This window comes from Streptomyces virginiae (genome assembly GCF_040638905.1).
In the GTDB taxonomy this organism is placed as follows: domain Bacteria; phylum Actinomycetota; class Actinomycetes; order Streptomycetales; family Streptomycetaceae; genus Streptomyces; species Streptomyces virginiae_B.
The window spans coordinates 228,042-249,904 of sequence record NZ_JBEZYV010000003.1 but is presented as its reverse complement, the minus strand read 5'-3'; the positions used below and the strand labels follow the sequence as shown (position 1 = coordinate 249,904).

Sequence of the window (21,863 nt, the reverse complement as noted above, 5' to 3'; positions counted from 1 at the left end):
GACTTGCACCTTGGGTGGAGCTGCCGGGCAGCTCGCTTTTCAGATCTGCCTCATCCACGCGGTACGGGGCCTGAGAGATTCAAGGGAGGTTCTTGCTCCTTCGGCGCCCGCGCACGGCCTTGCGGCGTGCCGGGACTCTCCCGCGCGGATTCAAGCGGCCGGTATGCAGTTGGTCCAGATGGCGCACATCATTGCACGCCGTGTCCGAGATCGGGGGTGGGGGCCCGAAAGTTCGTACGCCCATCCGAGCGGGCGGAACGGAACCGGACATGCCGATTACCGTCTCTTTACACTCAGTGGGCAAGGGTCCCGGTGACCCGATTCGGGGGGAGGCGAACACTGTGCGGAGATTCGGAGTGGTGGCGACGACGGGAACCGTGGACGCGGTGCCGGCGCAGCGGCGCGGCGCCCGTGAGCGCAGGAAGGCGGCGGACGGCGGCCTCGGCCTCGTACGCGACCTGCGCGGCCCGGCGCTGCGCGGACCGCGGCGGCTCGGCTTCGCCGAGGGCGACATCGTCGTGGTCTCCGGCCTCCCCGGCGGCGGCAAGAGCACGCTGATCAAGCGGGCCGCGCCCGAGGGCGGGGCCGTCGACTCCCAGGACACCCGCGAGCGCTGGGAGCGCCGGATGCCCGCCGCCCTGCCGTACGCGCTGTACCGCCCGCTGGTGCGCGCCGCGCACTACTGGGGGCTCTACCGGATCCTGCGCTCCGGCGCCTCCGTCGTCGTCCACGACTGCGGCACCCAGGCCTGGGTGCGCGGGCTGCTCGCCGCGGCCGCGCGCCGCCGGGGCCGGGCGCTGCACCTCCTCCTCCTGGACAGCAGCCCGCAGGAAGCCCTGTCCGGCCAGCAGGCCCGGGGCCGCCGGGTGTCCGCCTACGCCTTCGCCCGCCACCGCGGCGCCGTGGGCCGCCTGCTGCGCGACGCCGAGGCGGGCCGCCCGCCCGCCGGCTGTGCCTCGGCAACCCTCCTGGACCGCCGTTCGGCGGCCGCCGTGACGGGGATCGGCTTCCAGGGCTGACCGCACGCCGGGCCCCTGCGGCGGTGCCCGCCCCGGTGCCGGTAGCCTGCGGGGCGACACGCGCGGGACCAGACGGAGGCAGGGGCAGATGCAGGGCAGCGGCTGGCCGGGGAATGAGCTGGAGCAGGTGCTCGGGGCGGCGCTCGGGCAGCCGGACGCGGGCGGCCGGATCCTGGAAGTGCTCGGGCGCAGCCAGGTGTGGGTGCCCCTGCCCGGCGGCGGCGGTCCCGACGCGGCCGGTCTGGACCTGCCCACCATGGACATCGGCGGGGCGGCGTACGTCCCCGTCTACAGCTCCGAGGCCCAGTTCCTCGCCTGCGTCGGCCCCGGCATGGACTTCGCGGTGGCCCCGGCGGTCGAGTTCGCCCGGGGGCTGCCCCCGCAGCTCGGCATCGCGCTCAATCCGGAGGGCGCCGTCGGCGTCCCGCTGCCCCCGCCCGCCGTCGCGGAGCTCTGCCGGGCCGGCCGCAGCCCGCTCGACGGCCCCGCCACCGGCGGCCGCGTGCGGCTCTTCGAGCCCGACTGGCAGGACGACCCGGTGGACTTCCTGGCCGCCGCCGGCGAGGAGTTCCGGGCCACCGGCGTGGTCGCAGCGGCGCACCGCTGCCTCGCCAGCGTCGAGGGAGGGGCCCCGGAACTGTTCATCGGTGTCCGCCTGGTGGGATGGGAGCCGCAGATGCGCGAGGCCCCGATGGAGGCGCTCGGGCGGGTGCTGACCCGCGTTCCGGCGCCGTGGCCCGTGCAGTTGATCCTCCTCGACGCGGTCCAGGACCCGGTCACGGACTGGATTCGTGAGCGCGTACGCCCCTTCTACCTCGCCTAGGGCCGCTTAAGCTGGTTACATCTCCAGGCCGCACGCATGAGCGCCGGCCCGGGTGAGGCACGCGTGGAGCGACGGGCGGACGAAGAGGGGTACCGGGTGAGTGCGTCAGGCACGGCCGCGGCCGGGCAGGTCGAGCACATGATGCGCCAGGTGACCCCCGGGCGCTACGAGAGCTACGAGTCACTGCTGCACGCCCTCTCCGAGGGCCGGCTGTGGATGCTGCTCTGGCAGGGGCAGCCGGGGTCCCCGGACGCCCAGTACGGCGGCATGGAGGTCGACGGCCTCGGCTACGCGCCCTGCGTCACCTCCCCCCAGGAGCTGGCCGCGAGCGGCTGGAACCGGGGCTACGAGGTGGTCACCGGGCGGGACATCGCCCGCGCCCTCTACCCGGACCGCTGGGGCCTGTGGCTCAACCCGCACGCCCAGGGCGGCGGCCTCGGCGTCCCGTGGGCGGACCTGCGCCGCATCGCTACCGGCCTGGACCGGATGCCGGCGGGCCCGCTGCGGCTGTCCGAGCCCAGCATCGAGCTCCCGCAGTTCTACGGGCTGCTGACCCAGCACGCGCACCGCACCCCGGCCGTACGGTCGCTGCGCCGCGCCTGGGTGCAGCCGGCGCTCGGGTCGCCGTACCTCGCCGTCGGGCTCGACCTGTACGACGCCTCCGCGCCCGCGCTGGAATCCGTACGGGAGATGATGCGCCAGTCGGTCGGGGCGGTCCCCGAGGGCGTCCCGGTGTGCACGGTCGCGCTGGCGGACGAGCACGATCCCGTGGCGATGTGGCTGCGGGCGCAGACCCGTCCCTTCTACGACCGCGAGGGCCAGGCGCCGGCGTACTGACCCGGCCCGCCGGGCGTGCCGCAGACCTGCAGCGACCTCCGGCACCACATCCGCATATCGAGACATCCGTCTCGAAGGCCGCACCGGACCCATCGGTGCGGCCTTCGGCATATCCGCTGAATACATCCAAGATCCGTGTCCGAAAGGGCAGTTGGGACGGATGTCCGTTCCGCGCCGAACATGCGGTGTTTCACCGCTCAACAGGTCTGGCGGTTCGGATAACGGAAGGTGTAGGCCCAGATCACGGTTGCGCATCACATCCCCGGGGGGTCTGGCGGCTGGTTGAGAGGGCGTTGAAGACTCCCCCCACCGAAGGCCGGTCCATCTCGCAAGCACCAGCTCTTCACGTGCACTTCCGGCACATTTCTCGCCAATCGCACCACCAGCGACGCCGATTGAACCAAGCCGCCACAGCGGCGGGCATGGGCCGGCCACCGTCGGCCGAGAGGGGTCCCCACCACGATGACGGCACCACTGCACGACACCGGCGCGGCCGAGCCCGCAGCCGTGGCCGCCCCCGAAGTTCCGCAGAAGGCGATCGAGGGGCGCTCGCCGTGGCAGATCGCCTGGCTGCGCCTGAAGCGCGACAAGGTCGCGCTGGCCGGCGGTGTCATCGTGCTCCTGCTGATCGTCGTCGCGATCTTCGCGCCGCTGATCGTCAAGGCGTTCGGGCACCCGCCGGAGGAGCTCCACGAGGACCTGCTCGACCCGCTGCTGGGCCTCCCGCTCGGCGACTGGGGCGGCATGAGCGGCGACTTCCTGCTCGGCGTCGAGCCGGTCAACGGCCGCGACGTCTTCAGCCGCATCGTCTACGGCGCCCGGATCTCGCTGCTGGTGGCCTTCTTGTCCGCCTTCGTGGCGGTGTCGCTGGGCACCTTCTTCGGCATCGTCGCCGGCTACTTCGGCGGCTGGGTCGACGCAGCCATCAGCCGGGTCATGGACCTGCTGCTGGCCTTCCCGCAGCTGCTCTTCATCATCGCGCTGATCTCGGTCATCCCCAACAAACTCTGGGGCTTCGAGGGTTCGGGCCTGCGCATCGCCGTCCTGGTGCTGGTGATCGGCTTCTTCGGCTGGCCCTACATCGGCCGCATCGTCCGCGGCCAGACCCTCTCGCTGCGCGAGCGCGAGTACGTCGAGGCCGCGCGCAGCCTCGGCGCGGGCCGCTTCTACATCCTCTTCCGCGAACTGCTCCCGAACCTGGTGGCGCCCATCACGGTCTACGCGACGCTGATGATCCCCACCAACGTGCTGACCGAGGCGGCCCTCAGCTTCCTCGGAGTCGGCGTCAAGCCGCCCACGCCGTCCTGGGGGGAGACCCTCGCCACGGCCGTGCGGACCTACGAGGACGATCCGCTCTTCATGATCTTCCCCGGCGTAGCGATCTTCATCACCGTGCTGGCCTTCAACCTCTTCGGCGACGGCGTCCGTGACGCCCTCGACCCGAAGGGCTCCCGCTAGCCACCGCAGGGCAAACCAAGGACCGGCCTCGTGCCGTACGTACACCGGAACTACAACGGAGGGTTGCGAGCATCGTGACTACCCATCGCACGTCGAAGCGCAGACTTGCCGCCGGCACGGCCGTCGTGCTCGCGGCCATGCTCACCGCGACCGCCTGTGGCGGGGCCGACAAGAAGGACGACAAGGGCGCCGCCTCGGGCGGTGGCTTCAACGCGGGCATCGAGAAGGTCGCCAACGCGTCGGACAAGAAGGGCGGCGAGCTGAAGTTCGTCGGTACCCAGGACGCCGACTCGTGGGACCCGCAGCGCGGCTACTACGGCTTCATGTGGGACTTCTCCCGCTACTACACGCGCCAGCTGATCAGCTTCAAGCCCGCGCCCGGCAAGGACAGCACCGAGCTCGTCCCGGACCTCGCCACCGCCAAGGCCGAGATCAGCGACGGCGGCAAGACCTACAAGTACACCCTCAAGGACAACGTGACCTGGGAGGACGGCTCGCCCGTCACCGCCCAGGACATCAAGTACGGCATCGAGCGCACCTGGGCGCAGGACGTCATCTCCGGCGGCCCGGTCTACATCCAGCAGGTCCTCGACCCGAAGGCCGAGTACCCCGGCCCGTACAAGGACACCGCTCCGGACAAGCTCGGCCTGAAGGCCATCGAGACCCCGGACGCGAAGACCATCATCTTCAAGCTCCCGACGCCCAACGGCGACTTCGAGCAGATGCTGGCGATGCCCGCGGCGAGCCCGGTCAAGCAGGACAAGGACACGGCCGCCAAGTACGGCCTCAAGCCGTTCTCGAACGGCCCGTACAAGATCGACTCGTACGAGCCCAACAAGAGCATGAAGCTCTCGCGCAACGAGAACTACAAGCCCGAGTCGGACACCATCCGCAAGGCGCTCCCGGACACCATCTCGGTCACGTTCATGGCGAACGCGGACGACATGGACAAGCGCCTGATGAACGGCGAGTTCGACGTCGACATCAACGCGACCGGCATCGGCCAGGCGGCCCGCGCCACCGCGCTGAAGGACCACAAGGGCAACCTCGACAACGGCCAGACCGGCTTCATCCGGTACGCGGTCATGCCGCAGACCGTCGCGCCGTTCGACAACATCGAGTGCCGCAAGGCCGTCATCTACGCGGCCGACAAGAAGTCCCTGCAGACCGCCCGCGGCGGCCCGCAGGCCGGTGGCGACATCGCCCCCAACATGCTCCCGCTCGGCATCAAGGGCTCGGACGCCAAGTACGACCCGTACGAGGTCCTGAAGAACGACGGCAAGCCGAACCTCGAGAAGGCCAAGGAGGCCCTCAAGGCCTGCGGCAAGGAGAGCGGCTTCAAGACCACCATCGCGGTCCGCAACAACAAGCCGGTCGAGGTCGCCACGGCCGTCTCGCTGCAGAACGCCCTGAAGCAGGTCGGCATCGAGGCCGACGTCGACCAGTTCGACGGCGCCCAGCACTCCGGGATCATCGGTTCGCCGAAGGTCGTCAAGGAGAAGGGCTACGGCATCATCATCATGGGCTGGGGCGCCGACTTCCCGACCGGTCAGGGCTTCTCCCAGCCGCTGGTCGACGGTCGCTTCATCCTCCAGAGCGGCAACAACAACTACTCCGAGCTGAACGACCCGGCGATCAACAAGCTGTTCGACGAGGCCATCGCGGAGACCGACCCGGCCAAGGCCGGCGACATCTACAAGCAGATGAACCAGAAGGTCTCCGAGGCCGCCGTCTACCTGCCCTTCGTCTACGACAAGACGATCACCTGGCGCAGCACCCGGCTGACGAACGCCTACACCACCGACGCCTACAACGGCCGCTACGACTACGCGTCCCTCGGTGTCGTGAAGTAACGGTCCATCAGTCCAGTTCCAGTGTTCCAGTGCCACACCCGCTAGGCACGAAGGGCAGGTGATGGCCGCGGTTACGGCTTGGGGGCGCTCTCCAGAAGAGGGCGCCCCCGGGCCGCAGCCAGGCCGAGCGCAGTGCTTGCATACCTCATCCGACGGATCTTCGCCGTCCTCGTCATGCTGCTGGTCATCACGCTGGTGACCTTCGGAATCTTCTTCCTGTTCCCGAAGCTGATCGGGACGGACCCGGCCCTGTACTTCGTGGGCAAGCAGTCCGACCCCATCGCCATCGAAGGCATCCGGCAGAAGATGGGTCTCGACGACCCGATCCTCGTCCAGTTCGGCAAGTTCGTCGTCGGGCTGGTGGCGGGTCGCACGTACGCCAACGGCCCCGACGTCACGCAATGCGCCGCGCCCTGCTTCGGATACTCCTTCAAGACCGAGCAGGAGGTCTGGCCGCTGCTGCTGGACTGGTTCCCGGTCACCCTCTCCCTCGCCCTGGGCGCCGTGGTGCTCTGGGTGGCCGGCGGTGTCGCCACCGGCGTGGTCTCCGCCCTCAAGCGCGGGACCGTCCTGGACCGCTCGGCGATGGGCGTCGCCCTCGCCGGCGTCTCCCTCCCCATCTACTTCACGGGCATGCTCGTCATCGCCCTCTTCTCCGACCAGCTGGGCTGGTTCGGACGGCCGGAGGCGACCTTCGCCGAGGATCCGGGCAGATGGTTCAACGGCATGATCCTGCCGTGGGTCTCGCTCGCCTTCCTCTACGCGGCGATGTACGCGCGGCTCACACGCGCGACCATGCTCGAAGTCCTCAACGAGGACTACATCCGCACCGCCCGGGCCAAGGGCCTGACGGAACCCGTCGTCATCGGCAAGCACGCCATGCGCTCGACGATGACGCCGATCCTGACCGTCCTAGGTCTCGACCTCGGCGCCCTCATGGGCGGCGCGGTCCTGACCGAGTACACGTTCTCGCTGCACGGCCTGGGCTACAGCGCGGTGCGCGCCATCAGCGAGCACGACCTCCCGGTCATCCTGGGCATCACCCTGATCTCCGCGTTCTTCGTCGTCGCCGCGAACCTCATCGTTGACCTCCTGTACGCGGTGATCGACCCCCGAGTGAGGCTGTCATGACCGACCGGACGACCAAGACCGGAGAGACCGTAGCGCCGAACCAGCCCTACGACGGGTCAGCGCCCTCCACCGCCTTCCTGGAGGTCCGCGACCTCAAGGTGCACTTCCCGACCGAGGACGGCCTGGTCAAGTCGGTCGACGGGCTCTCCTTCACGCTGGAGAAGGGCAAGACCCTCGGCATCGTGGGCGAGTCCGGATCCGGCAAGTCGGTCACCTCGCTGGGCATCATGGGCCTGCACCGCGTGGGCCAGTACGGCCGTCAGCGGGCCCGGATCTCGGGCGAGATCTGGCTCGACGGCAAGGAGCTGCTCTCCGCGGACGAGGACGAGGTGCGCAGGCTCCGCGGCCGGGAGATCGCGATGATCTTCCAGGACCCGCTGTCCGCGATGCACCCGTACTTCACCGTCGGCAAGCAGATCGCCGAGGCGTACCGGGTCCACCACAAGGTCGACAAGAAGGCCGCCCGCAAGCGGGCCGTCGAACTCCTCGACCGCGTCGGCATCCCCGAGCCGCACAAGCGGTTCGACAGTTACCCGCACGAGTTCTCCGGCGGCATGCGCCAGCGCGCGATGATCGCGATGGCGCTCGTCAACAACCCCGAACTGCTCATCGCGGACGAGCCGACGACCGCCCTGGACGTCACCGTCCAGGCCCAGATCCTCGACCTGATCCGGGACCTCCAGAAGGAGTTCGGCTCCGCGGTCATCATGATCACGCACGACCTCGGCGTGGTCGCCGAGATGGCCGACGAACTCCTCGTGATGTACGGCGGCCGGTGCGTCGAGCGGGGCACCGCCGAGAAGGTCTTCTACGAGCCCCGCCACCCGTACACCTGGGGCCTGCTGGGCTCGATGCCGCGCATCGACCGCGAGCAGACCGAGCGCCTCATCCCGGTCAAGGGCTCGCCGCCCAGCCTCATCAACATCCCGAGCGGCTGTGCCTTCAACCCGCGCTGCCCCTACGCCGACGTGCCCAAGGGCAACGTCACCCGCACCGTGCGCCCCGAGCTCACGGCGCCGGACGACATCGGGCCCGAGGGCACCCGCCACTGGTCCGCCTGCCACATGTCGCAGGAGGAGCGGACCCGGATCTGGACCGAAGAGATTGCGCCGAAGCTGTGACCGACACCAAGAAGACGGATCCGGCCGTCACCCTTCCGGCGCAGGCCACGGACTCTCCCGAGCCGCTGCTCAAGGTCACCGGCCTGACGAAGCACTTCCCCATCACCAAGGGGCTGCTGCGCAGGCAGTCCGGCGCGGTCAAGGCCGTCGACGGCCTCGACTTCGACGTCCGGCGCGGTGAGACCCTCGGCATCGTCGGCGAGTCCGGCTGCGGCAAGTCGACCATGGGCCGGCTGATCACGCGGCTGCTCGAACCGACCGGCGGCACGATCGAGTTCGAGGGCAAGGACATCACGCACCTGGGGGTGGCGGGCATGCGCCCGCTGCGCCGCGACGTGCAGATGATCTTCCAGGACCCCTACGGCTCGCTGAACCCGCGCCACACGGTGGGCACCATCGTCAGCGCCCCGTTCAAGCTGCAGAACGTCACCCCGGAGGGCGGGCTCAAGGCGGAGGTCCAGCGGCTGCTGTCGCTCGTCGGCCTCAACCCCGAGCACTACAACCGCTACCCGCACGAGTTCTCGGGCGGCCAGCGCCAGCGCATAGGCATCGCGCGGGCCCTGGCGCTGAAGCCGAAGCTGGTGGTCGCGGACGAGCCCGTCTCGGCGCTGGACGTCTCGATCCAGGCCCAGGTGGTCAACCTGCTGGACGACCTCCAGGAGGAGCTGGGCCTCACCTACGTGATCATCGCGCACGACCTGTCGGTCATCCGGCACGTCTCGGACCGCATCGCGGTGATGTACCTCGGCAAGATCGTCGAGCTCGCCGACAACAAGTCGCTGTACGGGGAGCCGATGCACCCGTACACGACGGCCCTGATGTCGGCGGTGCCGGTGCCGGACCCGAGGCGGCGGGGCGCCAAGAGCGGCCGCATCCTGCTCAAGGGCGACGTGCCGTCCCCGATCTCGCCGCCGACCGGCTGCCGCTTCCACACGCGGTGCTGGAAGGCGACGCAGATCTGCGCCACGCAGGAACCGCCGCTGCTGGCGCTGAAGACCGGCCACCAGGTGGCCTGCCACCACCCGGAGAACGCCCCCGACCAGGCCCCGGGCGACAAGCCCCTCCCCGGCGCGGCGGACGCGGTGACGACGGCCTCGGAGTAAGAGGCTCCACGGTGCCGGAACCGCCCTGGGCGCGGTTCCGGCACCGCCGGGCGAATCCAGCCTCGCCGGCGTTCGAGGCGCGGGGTCCGGGGCGGAGCCCCGGTTCCCGACCCGCACCCGGCCGCGGCGGTGGAGCCCCGCATTCCGCCGAGCCCGTCGCAGGCGGCGCGGCAGGCGACAATGGCCCCGTGCTCCATGATCTCTTCCCGCCCGGGGTCCAGCATGCCTTGGACCTCGCCGGCATCTTCGTCTTCGCCACCTCGGGCGCCCTGCTCGCCGTACGCAAGAACTTCGACGTCTTCGGCATCGCCGTCCTCGCCCTCGTCACGGCCCTCGGCGGCGGCCTCTTCCGCGACCTGGTCATCGGCGCCGTCCCGCCGGCCGCCTTCGGCGAGCTCAGCTTCTTCGTCACCCCGCTGATCGCCGCCGCGCTCGTCTTCTTCCTGCACCCCGAGGTCCAGCGGATCAACCGGGCCATCAACGTCTTCGACGCCGCCGGCCTCGCGCTGTTCTGCGTGACCGGCACGACCAAGGCCTACGAGTACGGCCTCGGCCTGACCGCGTCCGCCGCGCTGGGCCTGGCCACGGCCGTCGGCGGCGGCGTACTGCGCGACGTGCTGGTCAACGAGGTGCCCTCGCTGCTGCGCGACCGCGAGATGTACGCCGTGCCCGCCACCGTCGGCGCCGCGATGGTCGCCGTCTCCATCGCCCTGGACTCCCTCAACGCCGCCACCACCGCTCTGGCGATCGTCACCACGTTCGTCCTCAGGCTGCTCGCGATGCGCTACCACTGGCGGGCGCCGCTGGCCTGGAACCGTCGCTCTTCGGTGGCCGAAGAGCCGTAACAATAGAAAGCTACCGCTTAGTAGCAAGCAGGTGTACCGTCGTTCCATGTCATATGCAGCTGCCCAGGCATCCATCGGCGACAGCGAGTTCGACCGCGACACCGCCATCACCGAGCGCGCGGGCGAACCCGGCGTCTACGACGCGGAACTCTCCGCCGGCTGGACGATCATCGCCGCTGTCAACGGCGGATACCTGCTGGCCCTGGTCGGCCGGGCCCTGTCGGCGACCCTTCCGCACCCGGACCCCTTCACGGTGTCCGCGCACTACCTGACCTCCTCCGTGCCCGGCCCCGCCGTGATCCGCACCGAGGTGGTCCGGGTCGGGCGCACCCTCTCCACCGGCCAGGCCTCGCTCTTGCAGTACGACGAGCACGGCAACGAGGTCGAGCGGATCCGCGTCCTCGCCTCCTACGGCGACCTCGCCGCCCTGCCCGACGACGTGCGGACGGTCGCGGTGCCGCCGCTCATGCCCTCCTACGAGAACTGCGTCGGCCCGGAGGCCGGCCCCGCGCCGATCCCCGGCAGCTCCGCCATCGTGGACCGGCTGCGGCTGCGCCTGGACCCGGCGACCGCGGGCTGGGCCGTCGGCGCGCCCTCCGGCAAGGGCGAGATGCGTGCCTGGTTCGAACTGGCCGACGGCCGCGACGCCGACCCGCTCTCCATGCTCCTCGCGGTGGACGCGCTGCCGCCGACGGCCTTCGACCTCGGCCTGGTGGCCTGGACGCCCACCGTGGAGCTCACCACGCACATCCGCCGCCGCCCGGCCCCGGGCCCGCTGCGGATCTCCATCACCACCCGCAACCTCGCCGGCGGCTTCCTGGAGGAGGACGCCGAGGTCTGGGACTCCACCGACCACCTGGTCGCGCAGTCCCGCCAGCTGGCGCGAGCCCTGCGCATGTGACGAGCCGCCCGGCCGGTGAGCGGCCGGGCGGCTCGGCCGGGCCCCGACGCCCCGGCCGGATGGGGTCCCGCCGGGCGGAGGGGCACGGGCGGGCTCGTAGAATCGGGGGATCATGGCCTACCTCGACCACGCCGCCACCACCCCCATGCTGCCGGAGGCCGCCGCGGCGATGACCGCGCAGTTCGCCGCCACGGGGAACGCCTCCTCCCTGCACGCCGCCGGCCGCCGGGCCCGCCGTACCGTCGAGGAGGCCCGCGAGGCCTTCGCCGAGGCGATCGGCGCCCGTCCCAGCGAGGTGGTCTTCACCGCCGGCGGCACGGAGGCCGACAACCTCGCCGTCAAGGGCCTCTACTGGGCCCGGCGCGACGCCGACCCCGCCCGGACCCGGGTCATCGCCAGCCCCGTCGAGCACCACGCCGTCCTCGACGCCGTGCACTGGCTCGCCGAGCACGAGGGCGCCCAGGTCGACTACCTGCCCGTGGACCGCTACGGGCGCGTGCACCCGGACGCCTTCCGCGAAGCCGTCGAGCGCAACCCCGACGACGTCGCCCTGGCCACCGTGATGTGGGCCAACAACGAGATCGGCACCGTCATGCCGGTCGCCGAACTGGCCGCCCTCGCCCGTGAGGCCGGCATCCCGCTGCACTCCGACGCCGTCCAGGCCTTCGGGCAGCTCGACGTCCACTTCGGCGACAGCGGCCTCGCCGCCATGACCGTCAGCGGTCACAAGATCGGCGGCCCCTACGGCATCGGAGCGCTGCTCCTCGGCCGGGACCAGAGCCCCGTACCCGTCCTGCACGGAGGCGGGCAGGAGCGGCACGTCCGCTCCGGCACCCTCGACGTGCCCGCCGTCGCCGCCTTCGCGGTGGCCGCCGTACTCGCCGCCGAGCGGCGCGAGCAGTTCGCCACCGAGATCGGCGCCCTGCGCGACGAACTGGTCGCCGCCGTCCTCGCGGCCGTGCCCGACGCAGTCCTCGGAGGAGATCCCGAAGAGCGGCTCCCGGCCAACGCGCACTTCAGTTTCCCCGGCTGCGAAGGCGACTCCCTGCTGCTCCTGCTCGACGCCCAGGGCATCGAGTGCTCCACCGGCTCGGCCTGCACCGCGGGCGTCGCCCAGCCCAGCCACGTCCTGCTGGCGGCCGGAACCGACCCGCAGCTGGCCCGCGGCACCCTGCGCTTCTCCCTGGGCCACACCTCCACCAAGCAGGACGTCGCCGCCCTGGCCGCGGCCATCGGTCCCGCGGTGGAGCGCGCCCGGACGGCAGGCCTCAGCTGAGCGTCCGGGAGGGTCAGGCCGAAGCGGCCAGGGCCTCCCGGACCATGCGTATGTAGCGGTCCCAGTCCCAGTGGTCGCCCGGGTCCGTGTGATCGGCCCCCGGCACCTCGGAGTGCCCGACGATGTGGGTGCGGTCCGCCGGGAAGTCGTACCGGCGGCAGACGGCGGCCGCCAGTCGCGCCGAGGCCGTGTACATGGCGTCCGTGAAGTCCTTCGGGCGGTCCACGAAGCCGACGTGCTCGATGCCGACGCTGCGCTCGTTCATCGAGCGGTTGCCGGCGTGGAAGGCCACGTCCAGCTCGCGCACCATCTGCTCCACATGTCCGTCACCGCGGACTATGTAGTGCGCCGACGCCTTGTGCCACGGGTTCTTGAAGGCGTCCACCGACGACTGGAAGCCGCCCTGTGTGACGTGCACGACGATCCGGTCCACCCGGTAGTCGTCGGGCCGGTCCGCCATCCGCCAGTTCGCCGGGGAGGCGGCGGTCCACCCCGCGCCCACGTGGTCGATCTCGCCCTCCTTGCGCGGCTTGGACACCCCGGGCATCAGCCACCAGGCGCGGCTGATCTCGTCCCGCCCCGCGACGGCCGCCGCGGCGACCACCCCGAGGCCGCCGAACAGCACGGCCCTGCGCGTGCGGCTCCGCGGCTTCGATCTCGCGTTCCCCTGCTCGGTCATGTGATCCACCCCCCTGAACCGACAACGCGCTGTGACCCCGCTCGGTTCCCCCGTACCCTGGACGGTGCTATGACTGAGAACCTGCCGCGCACCGACCGCCCCCTTCGCGTCCTGGCCGCCATGTCCGGCGGAGTGGACTCCGCCGTCGCCGCCGCCCGTGCCGTCGAAGCCGGGCACGACGTGACCGGCGTCCACCTCGCGCTCTCCGCGAACCCGCAGTCCTTCCGGACCGGCGCCCGCGGCTGCTGCACCATCGAGGACTCCCGCGACGCCCGCCGCGCCGCCGACGTCATCGGCATCCCCTTCTACGTGTGGGACCTCGCCGAGCGCTTCCGCGAGGACGTCGTCGAGGACTTCATCTCCGAGTACGAAGCCGGCCGCACCCCGAATCCGTGCCTGCGCTGCAACGAGAAGATCAAGTTCGCGGCCCTCCTCGACAAGGCCCTCGCCCTCGGCTTCGACGCCGTCTGCACCGGCCACTACGCCACCGTCGTACTCAAGGAGGACGGCTCCCGCGAGCTGCACCGCGCCTCCGACATGGCCAAGGACCAGTCGTACGTCCTCGGCGTCCTCGACGAGAAGCAGCTGGCCCACGCCCTCTTCCCGCTCGGCGACACCCTCACCACCAAGGACGAGATCCGCGCCGAGGCGGAAGCCCGGGGCCTGGCCGTCGCGAAGAAGCCCGACAGCCACGACATCTGCTTCATCGCGGACGGCGACACCCAGGGCTTCCTCGCCCACCGCCTCGGCAAGGCCGAGGGCGACATCGTCGACGAGTCCGGCGAGAAGGTCGGCACCCACGAGGGAGCCTTCGGCTTCACCATCGGCCAGCGCAAGGGCCTGCGGATCGGCCACCCGGCCCCCGACGGCAAGCCGCGCTACGTCCTGGACATCTCCCCGGTGAACAACACCGTCACCGTCGGCCCCGTCGAGGCCCTCGACGTCAGCGCCCTCACCGCGATCCGGCCCCGCTGGTGCGGCGCCGAGGCGGCCGCACCGGGCACCTACACCGCCCAGCTGCGCGCCCACGGCGGCGAGACCGAGGTCTTCGCCGAGGTCGTGGACGGCGAGCTGCGCGTCTCCTTCACCGAGCCCGTCCGGGGCGTGGCCCCCGGCCAGGCGATCGTGCTCTACGACGGCACCCGCGTGGTCGGCTCCGCCACCATCGCGACGACGACGCGCGCCGCGGCCCCCGCCACCGCCTGACGGGGCGGCGGCGGCCGGCGACGGTCAGACCACCGTCAGGACGATCTTGCCGGTGGTGCGGCCCTGCTCGCCGATCTCGTGGGCACGGGCGGCCTGCGCGAGCGGCAGCACCGTCTCCACCAGCGGCTTCAGCAGCCCCTTGTCCGCGAGGTCCGCGATGGCCTCCAGGCCCTTGAGGTCGGGGTCGACCAGGACCCAGGACGCGTTCACCCCGTCGGCGTCCGCCGGGACGGAGTCCGGGCCGGGCAGGGACACCAGGTGCCCGCCGGGCTTGAGGACCTTCAGGCTGCGCTCGGCGGTCTCGCCGCCCAGCGCGTCCAGTACGACGTCGACGTCCGAGACCGCCTCGGCGAAGTCCACCGAGCGGTAGTCGATCAGCTCGTCGGCGCCCAGCTCGCGCAGCACGTCGTGCTTGGCCGCGCTGGCCGTGCCGATCACGTACGCGCCGCGCGCCTTGGCGATCTGCACCGCCAGGTGCCCGACGCCGCCGGCCGCCGCGTGCACGAGCACCCGCTGCCCGGCCGTGATGCCGGCCGTGTCCACCAGCGCCTGCCACGCGGTGAGCGCCGCCAGCGGCAGCGCCGCCGCCTGCACGTGGTCGAGGGAGGCGGGCTTGCGGGCGAAGTGCCGCGCCGGGGCCGCCACGTACTCCGCGTAGCCGCCCGCCTGCCGCGGGAAGTGCGGCATGCCGTACACCTCGTCGCCGGGGGCGTAGAGGGTCACGCCGGGGCCGACCGCCTCGACGGTGCCGGAGACGTCCCAGCCCACGATCGGGGTCTCGCCCCAGGCGATGAGGGCGCCGCTGGCGCGGGTCTTCCAGTCGACCGGGTTGACGCCCGCCGCGTGGACCCGGACGAGGACCTCGCCCAGACCCGGCTCGGGCCGCTCGATCTCCCGCTCGACCAGGTTCCCCGGGCCGCCCCACTCGTTGACGACGATCGCGCGCATCTCAGTCCGCCTCATTCCATCCGTTTGCGTCAGGTACCGGGCTGTTTCCCGGCGACGTGTTCCAGATTCGGGCCCCGCGCATCCTCATGGTGTTGGCCGTTTGGCCACTATGTGACAGGATCTGGCCATGGGTGAAATCGAGCAGCACACCGGGGACGCGACCCTCCGCGGGAACGGAGCGGACGGCCGGCACCTGGTCGCGGTGCTGGCCCTGCCCGGCTTCCCCCCGTTCGAGCTGGGCATCCCCTCCCGCGTCTTCGGCAGCGCCGTGGACGACGACGGCGAAGCGCTCTACGAGGTCGTCGTCTGCACCGCCGACGGCGCCCCCGTGCCCAGCGACTCCGGCTTCACCCTCCAGCCCGCCGCCGGGCCCGAGGCCCTCGCCGCCGCCGACACCGTGATCGTCCCGCCCACCCACGCCATGCCCGGGCTGGCCGACGGCGGACCGCTGCCCCCCGCCGTCGCCGAGGCCATCGCCGGCATCCGACCCGGCACCCGCCTGGTGTCGATCTGCTCCGGCTCCTACGTGCTCGCGGCCGCCGGACTCCTCGACGACCGCCCCGCGACCACCCACTGGAACCTCGCCGACGAGTTCCGCCGCGCCTACCCCCGGGTCCGCATCGACGAGGACGTCCTCTTCGTCGACGACGGCGACGTCCTGACCTCTGCCGGGGTCTCCGCCGGAGTAGACCTCTGCCTGCACCTGATCCGGCGCGACCACGGCGTGGCCGTCACCAACCGGGCCGCGCGCATGTGCGTCGTACCGCCCTGGCGCGACGGCGGCCAGGCCCAGTTCATCGACCGCCCGGTCCCCGAACCCACCGTCGCCACCACCACCGCCACCCGTGCCTGGGCCCTGGAACGCCTCGCCGAACCGGTCAGCCTCGCCGAACTCGCCGCCCATGCCCGGATGAGCCTGCGCACCTTCACCCGGCGCTTCCGCGACGAGGTCGGCATGACCCCCGTCCAGTGGCTCACCGCACAACGCCTGGAGGCGGCCCGGCACCTGCTGGAGTCCAGCGACCTCCCCGTCGACCTGGTGGCCCACCGGTCCGGCTTCGGCTCCGCCAACTCCCTGCGCCAGCACATGCGCGCGTCCCTCGGCGTCTCCCCGATCGCCTACCGGCGCACCTTCCAGCCCGCCGCCCCGGCATGACCTGAGAGGTAATCGCCACCCCGGTCGCACGCTGCGAGGATCGGATCAACGGCCCGCACCGGCGGACCGGTCGGGACCGACAGGGGAGCAGACCATGACCGCGTACGCCATCGCCCACCTCCGCCCCGAGACGATGAACGAGGACGTCCTCACCTACATCGAGGCCATCCAGTCGACGATGGACCCCTTCGGCGGCCGGTTCCTCGTGCACGGCAAGGAGGTCGAGGTCCTTGAAGGGCCCTTCCCCGGCACCGTCGTCGTCATCGGCTTCCCCGACATCGAGCGTGCCCGCGCCTGGTACGCCTCCGACGCCTACCAGGCCGTCCTCCCGCTGCGCACCGATCACATCGCGGGCGAGGCCGTCCTGGTCGAAGGCGTCCCGGCCGACTACGACGCCTCCGAGACGGCTGCCCGACTGCGCGCCGAAGCCGGCTTCTGATGGGCAACCGGGCCACCTTCGTGATCGCGGGCCCCGAAGGACACACCCGCCACCGCTCCTCCTACGGCGCGGTGGCCCTGGACCTCGACCTGCCGGCCGGGCCCGAGGTGGTGATCCCGTACCTGCGCGCCCACGCGCCCGACGACAGCTGGTACCCGGACGACATGGTTGAGGCGGGCGTCCTCGCCGACCCCTTCCGCAGGCTCTTGTTGGTCTTCGCGGGGGAGGGGCCCGCCGCCTCACTGCGCACCCGGGCCGCCGGCATGGAGCTGCTGCGGCTCGCCTGGCCCGGCTGGGAGGTGCGCTGGCTCTACGAGGGCCAGAGCGGGCCGCGCGCCCACCTCGGCCTCGCCCAGCCGGAGCCCGGCGCCGACGTGTACCCCGGCCCGGCGCCGGAGCCGGACGACGAGGAGCTGGCCGATCCCGATCCGCTGGTCGCCGTGGTCACTGTCGGTCCCGACCGCTGTCACGCCCTCGCCGACATCAACGACCACCCGGTCGAGGAGGGCCCCGCCCTGCTGGACCGGCTCCGGGACGCCCCCGGCCACGGCCGATACCGGCTGCGGGCGGATGCCGGGATCCACGTCGACCCGTCCCGGCGCCAGGTCGGCTGGTGGCTGAACACGGCCCGGGCCCACGCCCGCACCGTCGAGCAGCGGTGGCCCGGCTGGGCGGTGGAGTTCTGGGAGGACCGCTGGGCGGAGCACGAACGGGCCTCCGGCGGCCGCTTCGCCCCGCCCGCGCCGGACCGTGCCGCCGCGCTGGCCGACGTACGGGCGCAGGCGCTCCGGCGGTGGGCCGCGCCGCGGGCGGACACGCGGGCACGGCTCGTCGCCGCGCTCCCGCACGCCACGATCGGCCATGGCTTCGCCCCCGCCGTCACGGCGGAGCAGGCGGCCGCCGCCCGCGCCGCCGTGGAGCGGGCATACGCGGCTGCCGTCGGCACCTGACCTCGGCCTTCGGGCCCCGCGCCCCAGCGGACGGTCGTCGGCACCGGGTTCCCGCCCGCCGTCACCGCGCAGCGGGCGGCCCTGGCGCCGTCGGTCGTCGCACGGTCCCGCCGGGCCGCCACAGAGGGTTGAGCCGTCCGGAGCCGGGCTTCGCCCTCTGCGGCCCGCGCGACCTGCGAGCATGGGCGGTATGGCTACTCACTTGATCACCGGTGCCGGTTCCGGCATCGGCGCCGCCGTCGCGACCCGCCTGCACGCCCGCGGCGACGACCTCGTCCTCCTGGCCCGCGACGCCGGCCGCGGCAAGCAGCTCGTCGAGCGCTACCCCGGCTCCCGGGTCCTCGTGGGCGACCTCGCCGATCCCGACCGGCTCTCCTGGGCCTTCTCCAAGCAGGCGATCCCCGAGCGCATCGACTCGCTGCTGCACATCGCAGGGATCGTCGACCTCGGACCGGTGGGGGAGCTGCGCCCCAAGACCTGGCACCAGCAGCTCAATGTGAACCTGGTCGCCCCCGCCGAGGTGACCCGGCTGCTGCTGCCCACGCTGCGCGCCTCCAAGGCCACCATCGTCTTCGTGAACTCCGGAGCGGGCCTCACCGCCCACGCCGACTGGAGCGCGTACGCCGCGTCCAAGCACGGGCTGAAGGCGCTCGCCGACTCCCTGCGCGGCGAGGAGCGGGCCAACGGCATCCGCGTCACCTCCGTCTACCCCGGCCGCACCGCCAGCCCCATGCAGGCCAAGGTGCACTCCCAGGAGGGCAAGGAGTACGACCCCGCCGACTGGATCGACCCCGAGTCGGTGGCGACCACCATCGTGATGGCCGTCGACCTGCCCCGCGACGCCGAGGTCAACGACCTGTCCGTGAGGCCGGGCCGATGAGCGCGGGTGCGACCGGCGTCGGCTCGCTGCCCGGCGGCGACGCCCGCGAGGCCGCCAGGACCGCGACCGGCTCCTTCGAGGACTTCCCGTACCTGCCCGAGCTGCCCGCCCGCGGTCCCGGCGCGGACATGATCGGCCGCTCGGCCGGGCTGCTCGTCGACATGTACGCGCACGTGGAGCCCAGCGGCTGGCGGATCAGCGACCGTCCCGGACGCGACACGCGCCGGGCCCGGTCCTGGCTGGGCGAGGACCTGGACGCCCTGGAGGAGTTCACCCAGGGCTACACCGGCAGGCTCAAGGTCCAGGCGGTCGGGCCGTGGACGCTGGCCTCCGCCCTGGAGTTGCACGGCGGCGAGGCGATGCTGCAGGACGCCGGCGCCTGCCGGGACCTGGCAGGATCCCTCGCCGAGGGCCTGCGCGAGCACCTGGCCGACGTGCGCAGGCGGATTCCCGGCGCCGACATCGTGCTCCAGCTCGACGAGCCGTCCCTGACGGCCGTGCTGCTCGGCCGGGTCCGCTCCGCGAGCGGCTACCGCACCTACCGCGCCGTGGACCGGCAGGTCGTCGAGGGCACGCTGCGCGACCTGTTCGCCGTCCACGACGGTGAGGTGATCGTCCACTCCTGCGCGCCCGAGGTCCCCTTCGGCCTGCTGCGGCGGGCCGGCGCCACGGGCGTGTCGTTCGATTTCTCGCTGCTCACGGAGCGCGAGGACGACGCGGTCGGCGAGGCCGTCGAAGGCGGTACGAAGCTGTTCGCCGGAGTGGTGCCCGGCACCGACGGCCCGTTGTCGGACCCGGGCGGTAGCGTCATGGGTGTCAGGAAGCTCTGGCGCAGGCTGGGGCTGGCCCCGGGGACTCTGGCGGAGTCCGTCGTGGTCACCCCCTCGTGCGGTCTGGCGGGCGCCTCGCCCGCCTACGCCCGCGCGGTCCAGGCGCATTGCGCCAGAGCGGCGAGGTCGCTCGCCGACAACCCTGAGTGACGGTCGAGACGGGCCACGGGAGGACACGGCATGGCAGCCGAACAGCAGGACACGGCAGTACCGGCGGCGGTGCGCGAACAGCACCAGCTGCTGGCCGAGCAGGTCGAGGAGCACCGCTTCCGGTACTACGTGAACGACCAGCCGGTCGTCAGCGACGCCGAGTTCGACCAGCTGCTGCGTTCGCTGGAGGCACTGGAGGAGCAGTATTCGGAGCTGCGCACGCCCGACTCGCCCACCCAGAAGGTGGCCGGGGCGTACGAGACGGACTTCGCCTCCGTCGAGCACCGCGAGCGCATGCTCTCCCTCGACAACGCCTTCGACGACGAGGAACTGTCCGCCTGGGCCGAGCGGGTGGCGCGGGACACGGGCACCTCCGACTACCACTACCTGTGCGAGCTGAAGGTGGACGGCCTCGCCGTCAACCTCACCTACGAGAACGGCCGCCTCACCCGGGCGGCCACCCGCGGCGACGGCCGCACCGGTGAGGACATCACGCCCAACGTCCGCACCATCGCCGACATCCCCGACCGCCTGTCCGGCGACCGGATCCCGGCCCTCGTCGAGATCCGCGGCGAGGTCTACTTCCCGATGGAGAAGTTCGAGGAGCTCAACGCGAGACTCGTCGCGGCCGAGGGCAAGCCCTTCGCCAACCCGCGCAACGCCGCGGCAGGTTCGCTGCGCCAGAAGGACCCGAAGGTCACGGCGAGCCGCCCCCTGCACATGGTCGTCCACGGCATCGGCGCCCGCGAGGGCTTCGAGATCGAGCGCCAGTCGCAGGCGTACGAGCTGCTGCGCGAGTGGGGCCTGCCCACCGCCCGGCACAACAAGGTGCTCTCCTCCCTGGCCGAGGTCCGGGCGTTCATCACGGAGTTCGGCGAGAACCGGCACTCGGTGGAGCACGAGATCGACGGCGTCGTCGTCAAGCTCGACGAGATCGCCCTCCAGGGGCGCCTCGGGTCCACCGCCCGCGCCCCGCGCTGGGCCATCGCCTGGAAGTACGCGCCCGAAGAGGTCAACACCAAGCTGATCGACATCAAGGTCGGCGTCGGGCGCACCGGCCGCGTGACCCCCTACGCGCAGGTGGAGCCGGTGACGGTGGCGGGCTCCGAGGTCGAGTTCGCCACCCTGCACAACCAGGAGGTCGTCAAGGCCAAGGGCGTGCTCATCGGGGACACCGTGGTACTGCGCAAGGCGGGCGACGTCATCCCCGAGATCCTCGGGCCGGTGGTGGACCTGCGGGACGGCACCGAGCGGGAGTTCGAGATGCCGGCCGAGTGCCCCGCCTGCGGGACCGCGCTGCGGCCCATGAAGGAGGGGGACATCGACGTCCGGTGCCCCAACGCCCAGACGTGCCCGGCCCAGTTGCGCGAGCGGCTCTTCTACCTGGCCGGCCGGCAGTCCCTGGACATCGAGAACTTCGGCATGGTCGCCGCCGCCGCGCTCACCGGCCCGCTGGAGCCGGCGCAGCCGCCCCTGCTCGACGAGGGCGACCTCTTCGACCTGACCATCGAGCAGCTGCTGCCCATCAAGGCGTACGTCCTGGACCAGGACAGCGGCCTGCCCAAGCGCGACCCGAAGACGGGCGAGGAGAAGATCGTCAGGGTCTTCGCCAACCAGAAGGGCGAGCCCAAGAAGAACGCCCTGGCCATGCTGGAGAACATCGCCGCGGCCAAGGAGCGCCCGCTCGCCCGGATCATCAACGGCCTGTCCATCCGCCACGTAGGGCCGGTCGCGGCCGAAGCGCTCGCCCGCGAGTTCCGGTCCATCGCGGCGATCGAGGCGGCGACCGAGGAACAGCTGACCGCCACCGACGGGGTCGGCGCGATCATCGCCGCCTCCCTCAAGGAGTGGTTCGCGGTCGACTGGCACCGGGAGATCCTGCGCAAGTGGCGGGAGGCGGGGGTCCGGATGGAGGAGGAAGGTTCCGCCGAGGAGGAGGGGCCGCGGCCCCTGGAGGGCCTGACCGTCGTCGTCACCGGCACTTTGCAGAGCCATACGCGGGACGGTGCCAAGGAGGCCCTGCAGAGGCGCGGCGCCAAGGTGACCGGATCCGTCTCCAAGAAGACCTCCTTCGTCGTGGTCGGTGACAACCCCGGCTCGAAGTACGACAAGGCCGTCCAGTTGAAGCTGCCCGTCCTCGACGACGCCGGTTTCGCCGTGCTGCTGGAGCAGGGCCCGGACGCGGCACGCGAAGCCGCGCTCCCGCTGGACGGCGCCCCCGAAGGGGAGTAGTACCCATAGGGCAATCCCCGAGGGGG

The 21,863-nt window shown here is 71.9% G+C and carries 20 protein-coding genes and 1 riboswitch; of the genes, 18 read left to right on the top strand and 2 right to left on the bottom strand.

Annotated elements, in window-relative coordinates:
• Window positions 1-49: 49 nt before the first annotated feature.
• Window positions 50-153: riboswitch (glycine riboswitch) on the bottom strand.
• 206 nt (window positions 154-359) lie between these two features.
• The 11 genes from AB0F82_RS07025 (at window position 360) to AB0F82_RS06975 (ending at window position 12,367) form a co-directional block, all read left to right on the top strand.
• Window positions 360-1,019: an AAA family ATPase gene (locus AB0F82_RS07025; protein WP_436842049.1), complete on the top strand. Its 660-nt coding sequence runs from the start codon at window positions 360-362 to the stop codon at window positions 1,017-1,019.
• Between the two features lie 88 nt (window positions 1,020-1,107).
• A complete protein-coding gene (locus AB0F82_RS07020; RefSeq protein WP_362624724.1) occupies window positions 1,108-1,842 on the top strand; it encodes an enhanced serine sensitivity protein SseB in 735 nt (244 codons plus the stop codon).
• Window positions 1,843-1,938: 96 nt separating this feature from the next.
• Complete coding sequence (locus AB0F82_RS07015) at window positions 1,939-2,679, top strand: enhanced serine sensitivity protein SseB C-terminal domain-containing protein (protein ID WP_030826595.1); 741 nt, start codon at window positions 1,939-1,941, stop codon at window positions 2,677-2,679.
• Between the two features lie 462 nt (window positions 2,680-3,141).
• A complete protein-coding gene (locus AB0F82_RS07010) occupies window positions 3,142-4,137 on the top strand; it encodes an ABC transporter permease (RefSeq protein ID WP_356810675.1) in 996 nt (331 codons plus the stop codon).
• Window positions 4,138-4,211: 74 nt separating this feature from the next.
• Window positions 4,212-5,990 (top strand): ABC transporter substrate-binding protein, encoded by a 1,779-nt coding sequence (locus AB0F82_RS07005; RefSeq protein WP_356810676.1) that lies wholly within the window; start codon window positions 4,212-4,214, stop codon window positions 5,988-5,990.
• 132 nt (window positions 5,991-6,122) lie between these two features.
• Window positions 6,123-7,121, top strand: a complete 999-nt coding sequence (locus AB0F82_RS07000) for an ABC transporter permease (protein ID WP_356810677.1) — start codon at window positions 6,123-6,125, stop codon at window positions 7,119-7,121.
• A complete protein-coding gene (locus AB0F82_RS06995; RefSeq protein WP_356810678.1) occupies window positions 7,118-8,242 on the top strand; it encodes an ABC transporter ATP-binding protein in 1,125 nt (374 codons plus the stop codon). The genes AB0F82_RS07000 and AB0F82_RS06995 overlap by 4 nt, the downstream gene beginning before the upstream one ends.
• Window positions 8,239-9,345 carry an ABC transporter ATP-binding protein gene (locus AB0F82_RS06990; RefSeq protein WP_356810679.1) on the top strand — a complete coding sequence of 369 codons (1,107 nt, stop codon included), beginning with the start codon at window positions 8,239-8,241 and terminating at the stop codon, window positions 9,343-9,345. The genes AB0F82_RS06995 and AB0F82_RS06990 overlap by 4 nt, the downstream gene beginning before the upstream one ends.
• Before the next feature lie 188 nt (window positions 9,346-9,533).
• The gene (locus AB0F82_RS06985; protein ID WP_356810680.1) at window positions 9,534-10,190 is read left to right on the top strand and encodes a trimeric intracellular cation channel family protein; all 657 of its coding nucleotides are present in this window, start codon (window positions 9,534-9,536) and stop codon (window positions 10,188-10,190) included.
• Between the two features lie 46 nt (window positions 10,191-10,236).
• A complete protein-coding gene (locus tag AB0F82_RS06980; protein WP_356810681.1) occupies window positions 10,237-11,091 on the top strand; it encodes a thioesterase family protein in 855 nt (284 codons plus the stop codon).
• A 112-nt stretch (window positions 11,092-11,203) separates the two neighbouring features.
• The gene (locus AB0F82_RS06975) at window positions 11,204-12,367 is read left to right on the top strand and encodes a cysteine desulfurase family protein (protein WP_362624719.1); all 1,164 of its coding nucleotides are present in this window, start codon (window positions 11,204-11,206) and stop codon (window positions 12,365-12,367) included.
• Between the two features lie 13 nt (window positions 12,368-12,380).
• Here the strand turns inward: AB0F82_RS06975 and AB0F82_RS06970 are convergent, their stop codons facing one another.
• On the bottom strand, window positions 12,381-13,046 hold the full coding sequence (locus AB0F82_RS06970) for an N-acetylmuramoyl-L-alanine amidase (RefSeq protein WP_362624717.1): 666 nt from the start codon (window positions 13,044-13,046) through the stop codon (window positions 12,381-12,383).
• A 69-nt stretch (window positions 13,047-13,115) separates the two neighbouring features.
• Between AB0F82_RS06970 and mnmA the strand changes: the two genes are divergently transcribed.
• On the top strand, window positions 13,116-14,252 hold the full coding sequence (mnmA, locus tag AB0F82_RS06965; protein WP_356810684.1) for a tRNA 2-thiouridine(34) synthase MnmA: 1,137 nt from the start codon (window positions 13,116-13,118) through the stop codon (window positions 14,250-14,252).
• Between the two features lie 24 nt (window positions 14,253-14,276).
• Here the strand turns inward: mnmA and AB0F82_RS06960 are convergent, their stop codons facing one another.
• A complete protein-coding gene (locus tag AB0F82_RS06960; protein ID WP_362624714.1) occupies window positions 14,277-15,200 on the bottom strand; it encodes an NADP-dependent oxidoreductase in 924 nt (307 codons plus the stop codon).
• A gap of 127 nt (window positions 15,201-15,327) precedes the next feature.
• Between AB0F82_RS06960 and AB0F82_RS06955 the strand changes: the two genes are divergently transcribed.
• The 6 genes from AB0F82_RS06955 to ligA all read left to right on the top strand — a co-directional run bounded on the left by AB0F82_RS06955 (window position 15,328) and on the right by ligA (window position 21,837).
• Window positions 15,328-16,356 carry a GlxA family transcriptional regulator gene (locus tag AB0F82_RS06955; protein WP_362624712.1) on the top strand — a complete coding sequence of 343 codons (1,029 nt, stop codon included), beginning with the start codon at window positions 15,328-15,330 and terminating at the stop codon, window positions 16,354-16,356.
• A 94-nt stretch (window positions 16,357-16,450) separates the two neighbouring features.
• Entirely contained in the window at window positions 16,451-16,795 is a 345-nt protein-coding gene (locus AB0F82_RS06950; RefSeq protein ID WP_356810687.1) for a DUF1330 domain-containing protein, read from the top strand.
• Complete coding sequence (locus AB0F82_RS06945) at window positions 16,795-17,745, top strand: hypothetical protein (protein WP_362624710.1); 951 nt, start codon at window positions 16,795-16,797, stop codon at window positions 17,743-17,745. The genes AB0F82_RS06950 and AB0F82_RS06945 overlap by 1 nt, the downstream gene beginning before the upstream one ends.
• 190 nt (window positions 17,746-17,935) lie before the next feature.
• Entirely contained in the window at window positions 17,936-18,625 is a 690-nt protein-coding gene (locus AB0F82_RS06940) for an SDR family oxidoreductase (protein WP_362624708.1), read from the top strand.
• A complete protein-coding gene (locus tag AB0F82_RS06935) occupies window positions 18,622-19,605 on the top strand; it encodes a methionine synthase (protein ID WP_356810690.1) in 984 nt (327 codons plus the stop codon). Before AB0F82_RS06940 ends, AB0F82_RS06935 begins: the two co-directional genes overlap by 4 nt.
• 30 nt (window positions 19,606-19,635) lie before the next feature.
• A complete protein-coding gene (gene ligA, locus AB0F82_RS06930) occupies window positions 19,636-21,837 on the top strand; it encodes an NAD-dependent DNA ligase LigA (RefSeq protein ID WP_362624706.1) in 2,202 nt (733 codons plus the stop codon).
• Window positions 21,838-21,863 lie beyond the last annotated feature (26 nt).

What these genes read in the sequence shown, in the direction of transcription:
- AB0F82_RS07020 (WP_362624724.1), top strand. Translation starts at nt 1,108, where the DNA reads ATGCAGGGCAGCGGCTGGCCGGGGAATGAGCTGGAGCAGGTGCTCGGG.
- AB0F82_RS07010 (WP_356810675.1), top strand. Translation starts at nt 3,142, where the DNA reads ATGACGGCACCACTGCACGACACCGGCGCGGCCGAGCCCGCAGCCGTG.
- AB0F82_RS06995 (WP_356810678.1), top strand. Translation starts at nt 7,118, where the DNA reads ATGACCGACCGGACGACCAAGACCGGAGAGACCGTAGCGCCGAACCAG.
- AB0F82_RS06980 (WP_356810681.1), top strand. Translation starts at nt 10,237, where the DNA reads ATGTCATATGCAGCTGCCCAGGCATCCATCGGCGACAGCGAGTTCGAC.
- AB0F82_RS06975 (WP_362624719.1), top strand. Translation starts at nt 11,204, where the DNA reads ATGGCCTACCTCGACCACGCCGCCACCACCCCCATGCTGCCGGAGGCC.
- AB0F82_RS06970 (WP_362624717.1), bottom strand. Translation starts at nt 13,046, where the DNA reads ATGACCGAGCAGGGGAACGCGAGATCGAAGCCGCGGAGCCGCACGCGC.
- mnmA (WP_356810684.1), top strand. Translation starts at nt 13,116, where the DNA reads ATGACTGAGAACCTGCCGCGCACCGACCGCCCCCTTCGCGTCCTGGCC.
- AB0F82_RS06960 (WP_362624714.1), bottom strand. Translation starts at nt 15,200, where the DNA reads ATGCGCGCGATCGTCGTCAACGAGTGGGGCGGCCCGGGGAACCTGGTC.
- AB0F82_RS06955 (WP_362624712.1), top strand. Translation starts at nt 15,328, where the DNA reads ATGGGTGAAATCGAGCAGCACACCGGGGACGCGACCCTCCGCGGGAAC.
- AB0F82_RS06950 (WP_356810687.1), top strand. Translation starts at nt 16,451, where the DNA reads ATGACCGCGTACGCCATCGCCCACCTCCGCCCCGAGACGATGAACGAG.
- AB0F82_RS06945 (WP_362624710.1), top strand. Translation starts at nt 16,795, where the DNA reads ATGGGCAACCGGGCCACCTTCGTGATCGCGGGCCCCGAAGGACACACC.
- AB0F82_RS06940 (WP_362624708.1), top strand. Translation starts at nt 17,936, where the DNA reads ATGGCTACTCACTTGATCACCGGTGCCGGTTCCGGCATCGGCGCCGCC.
- AB0F82_RS06935 (WP_356810690.1), top strand. Translation starts at nt 18,622, where the DNA reads ATGAGCGCGGGTGCGACCGGCGTCGGCTCGCTGCCCGGCGGCGACGCC.
- ligA (WP_362624706.1), top strand. Translation starts at nt 19,636, where the DNA reads ATGGCAGCCGAACAGCAGGACACGGCAGTACCGGCGGCGGTGCGCGAA.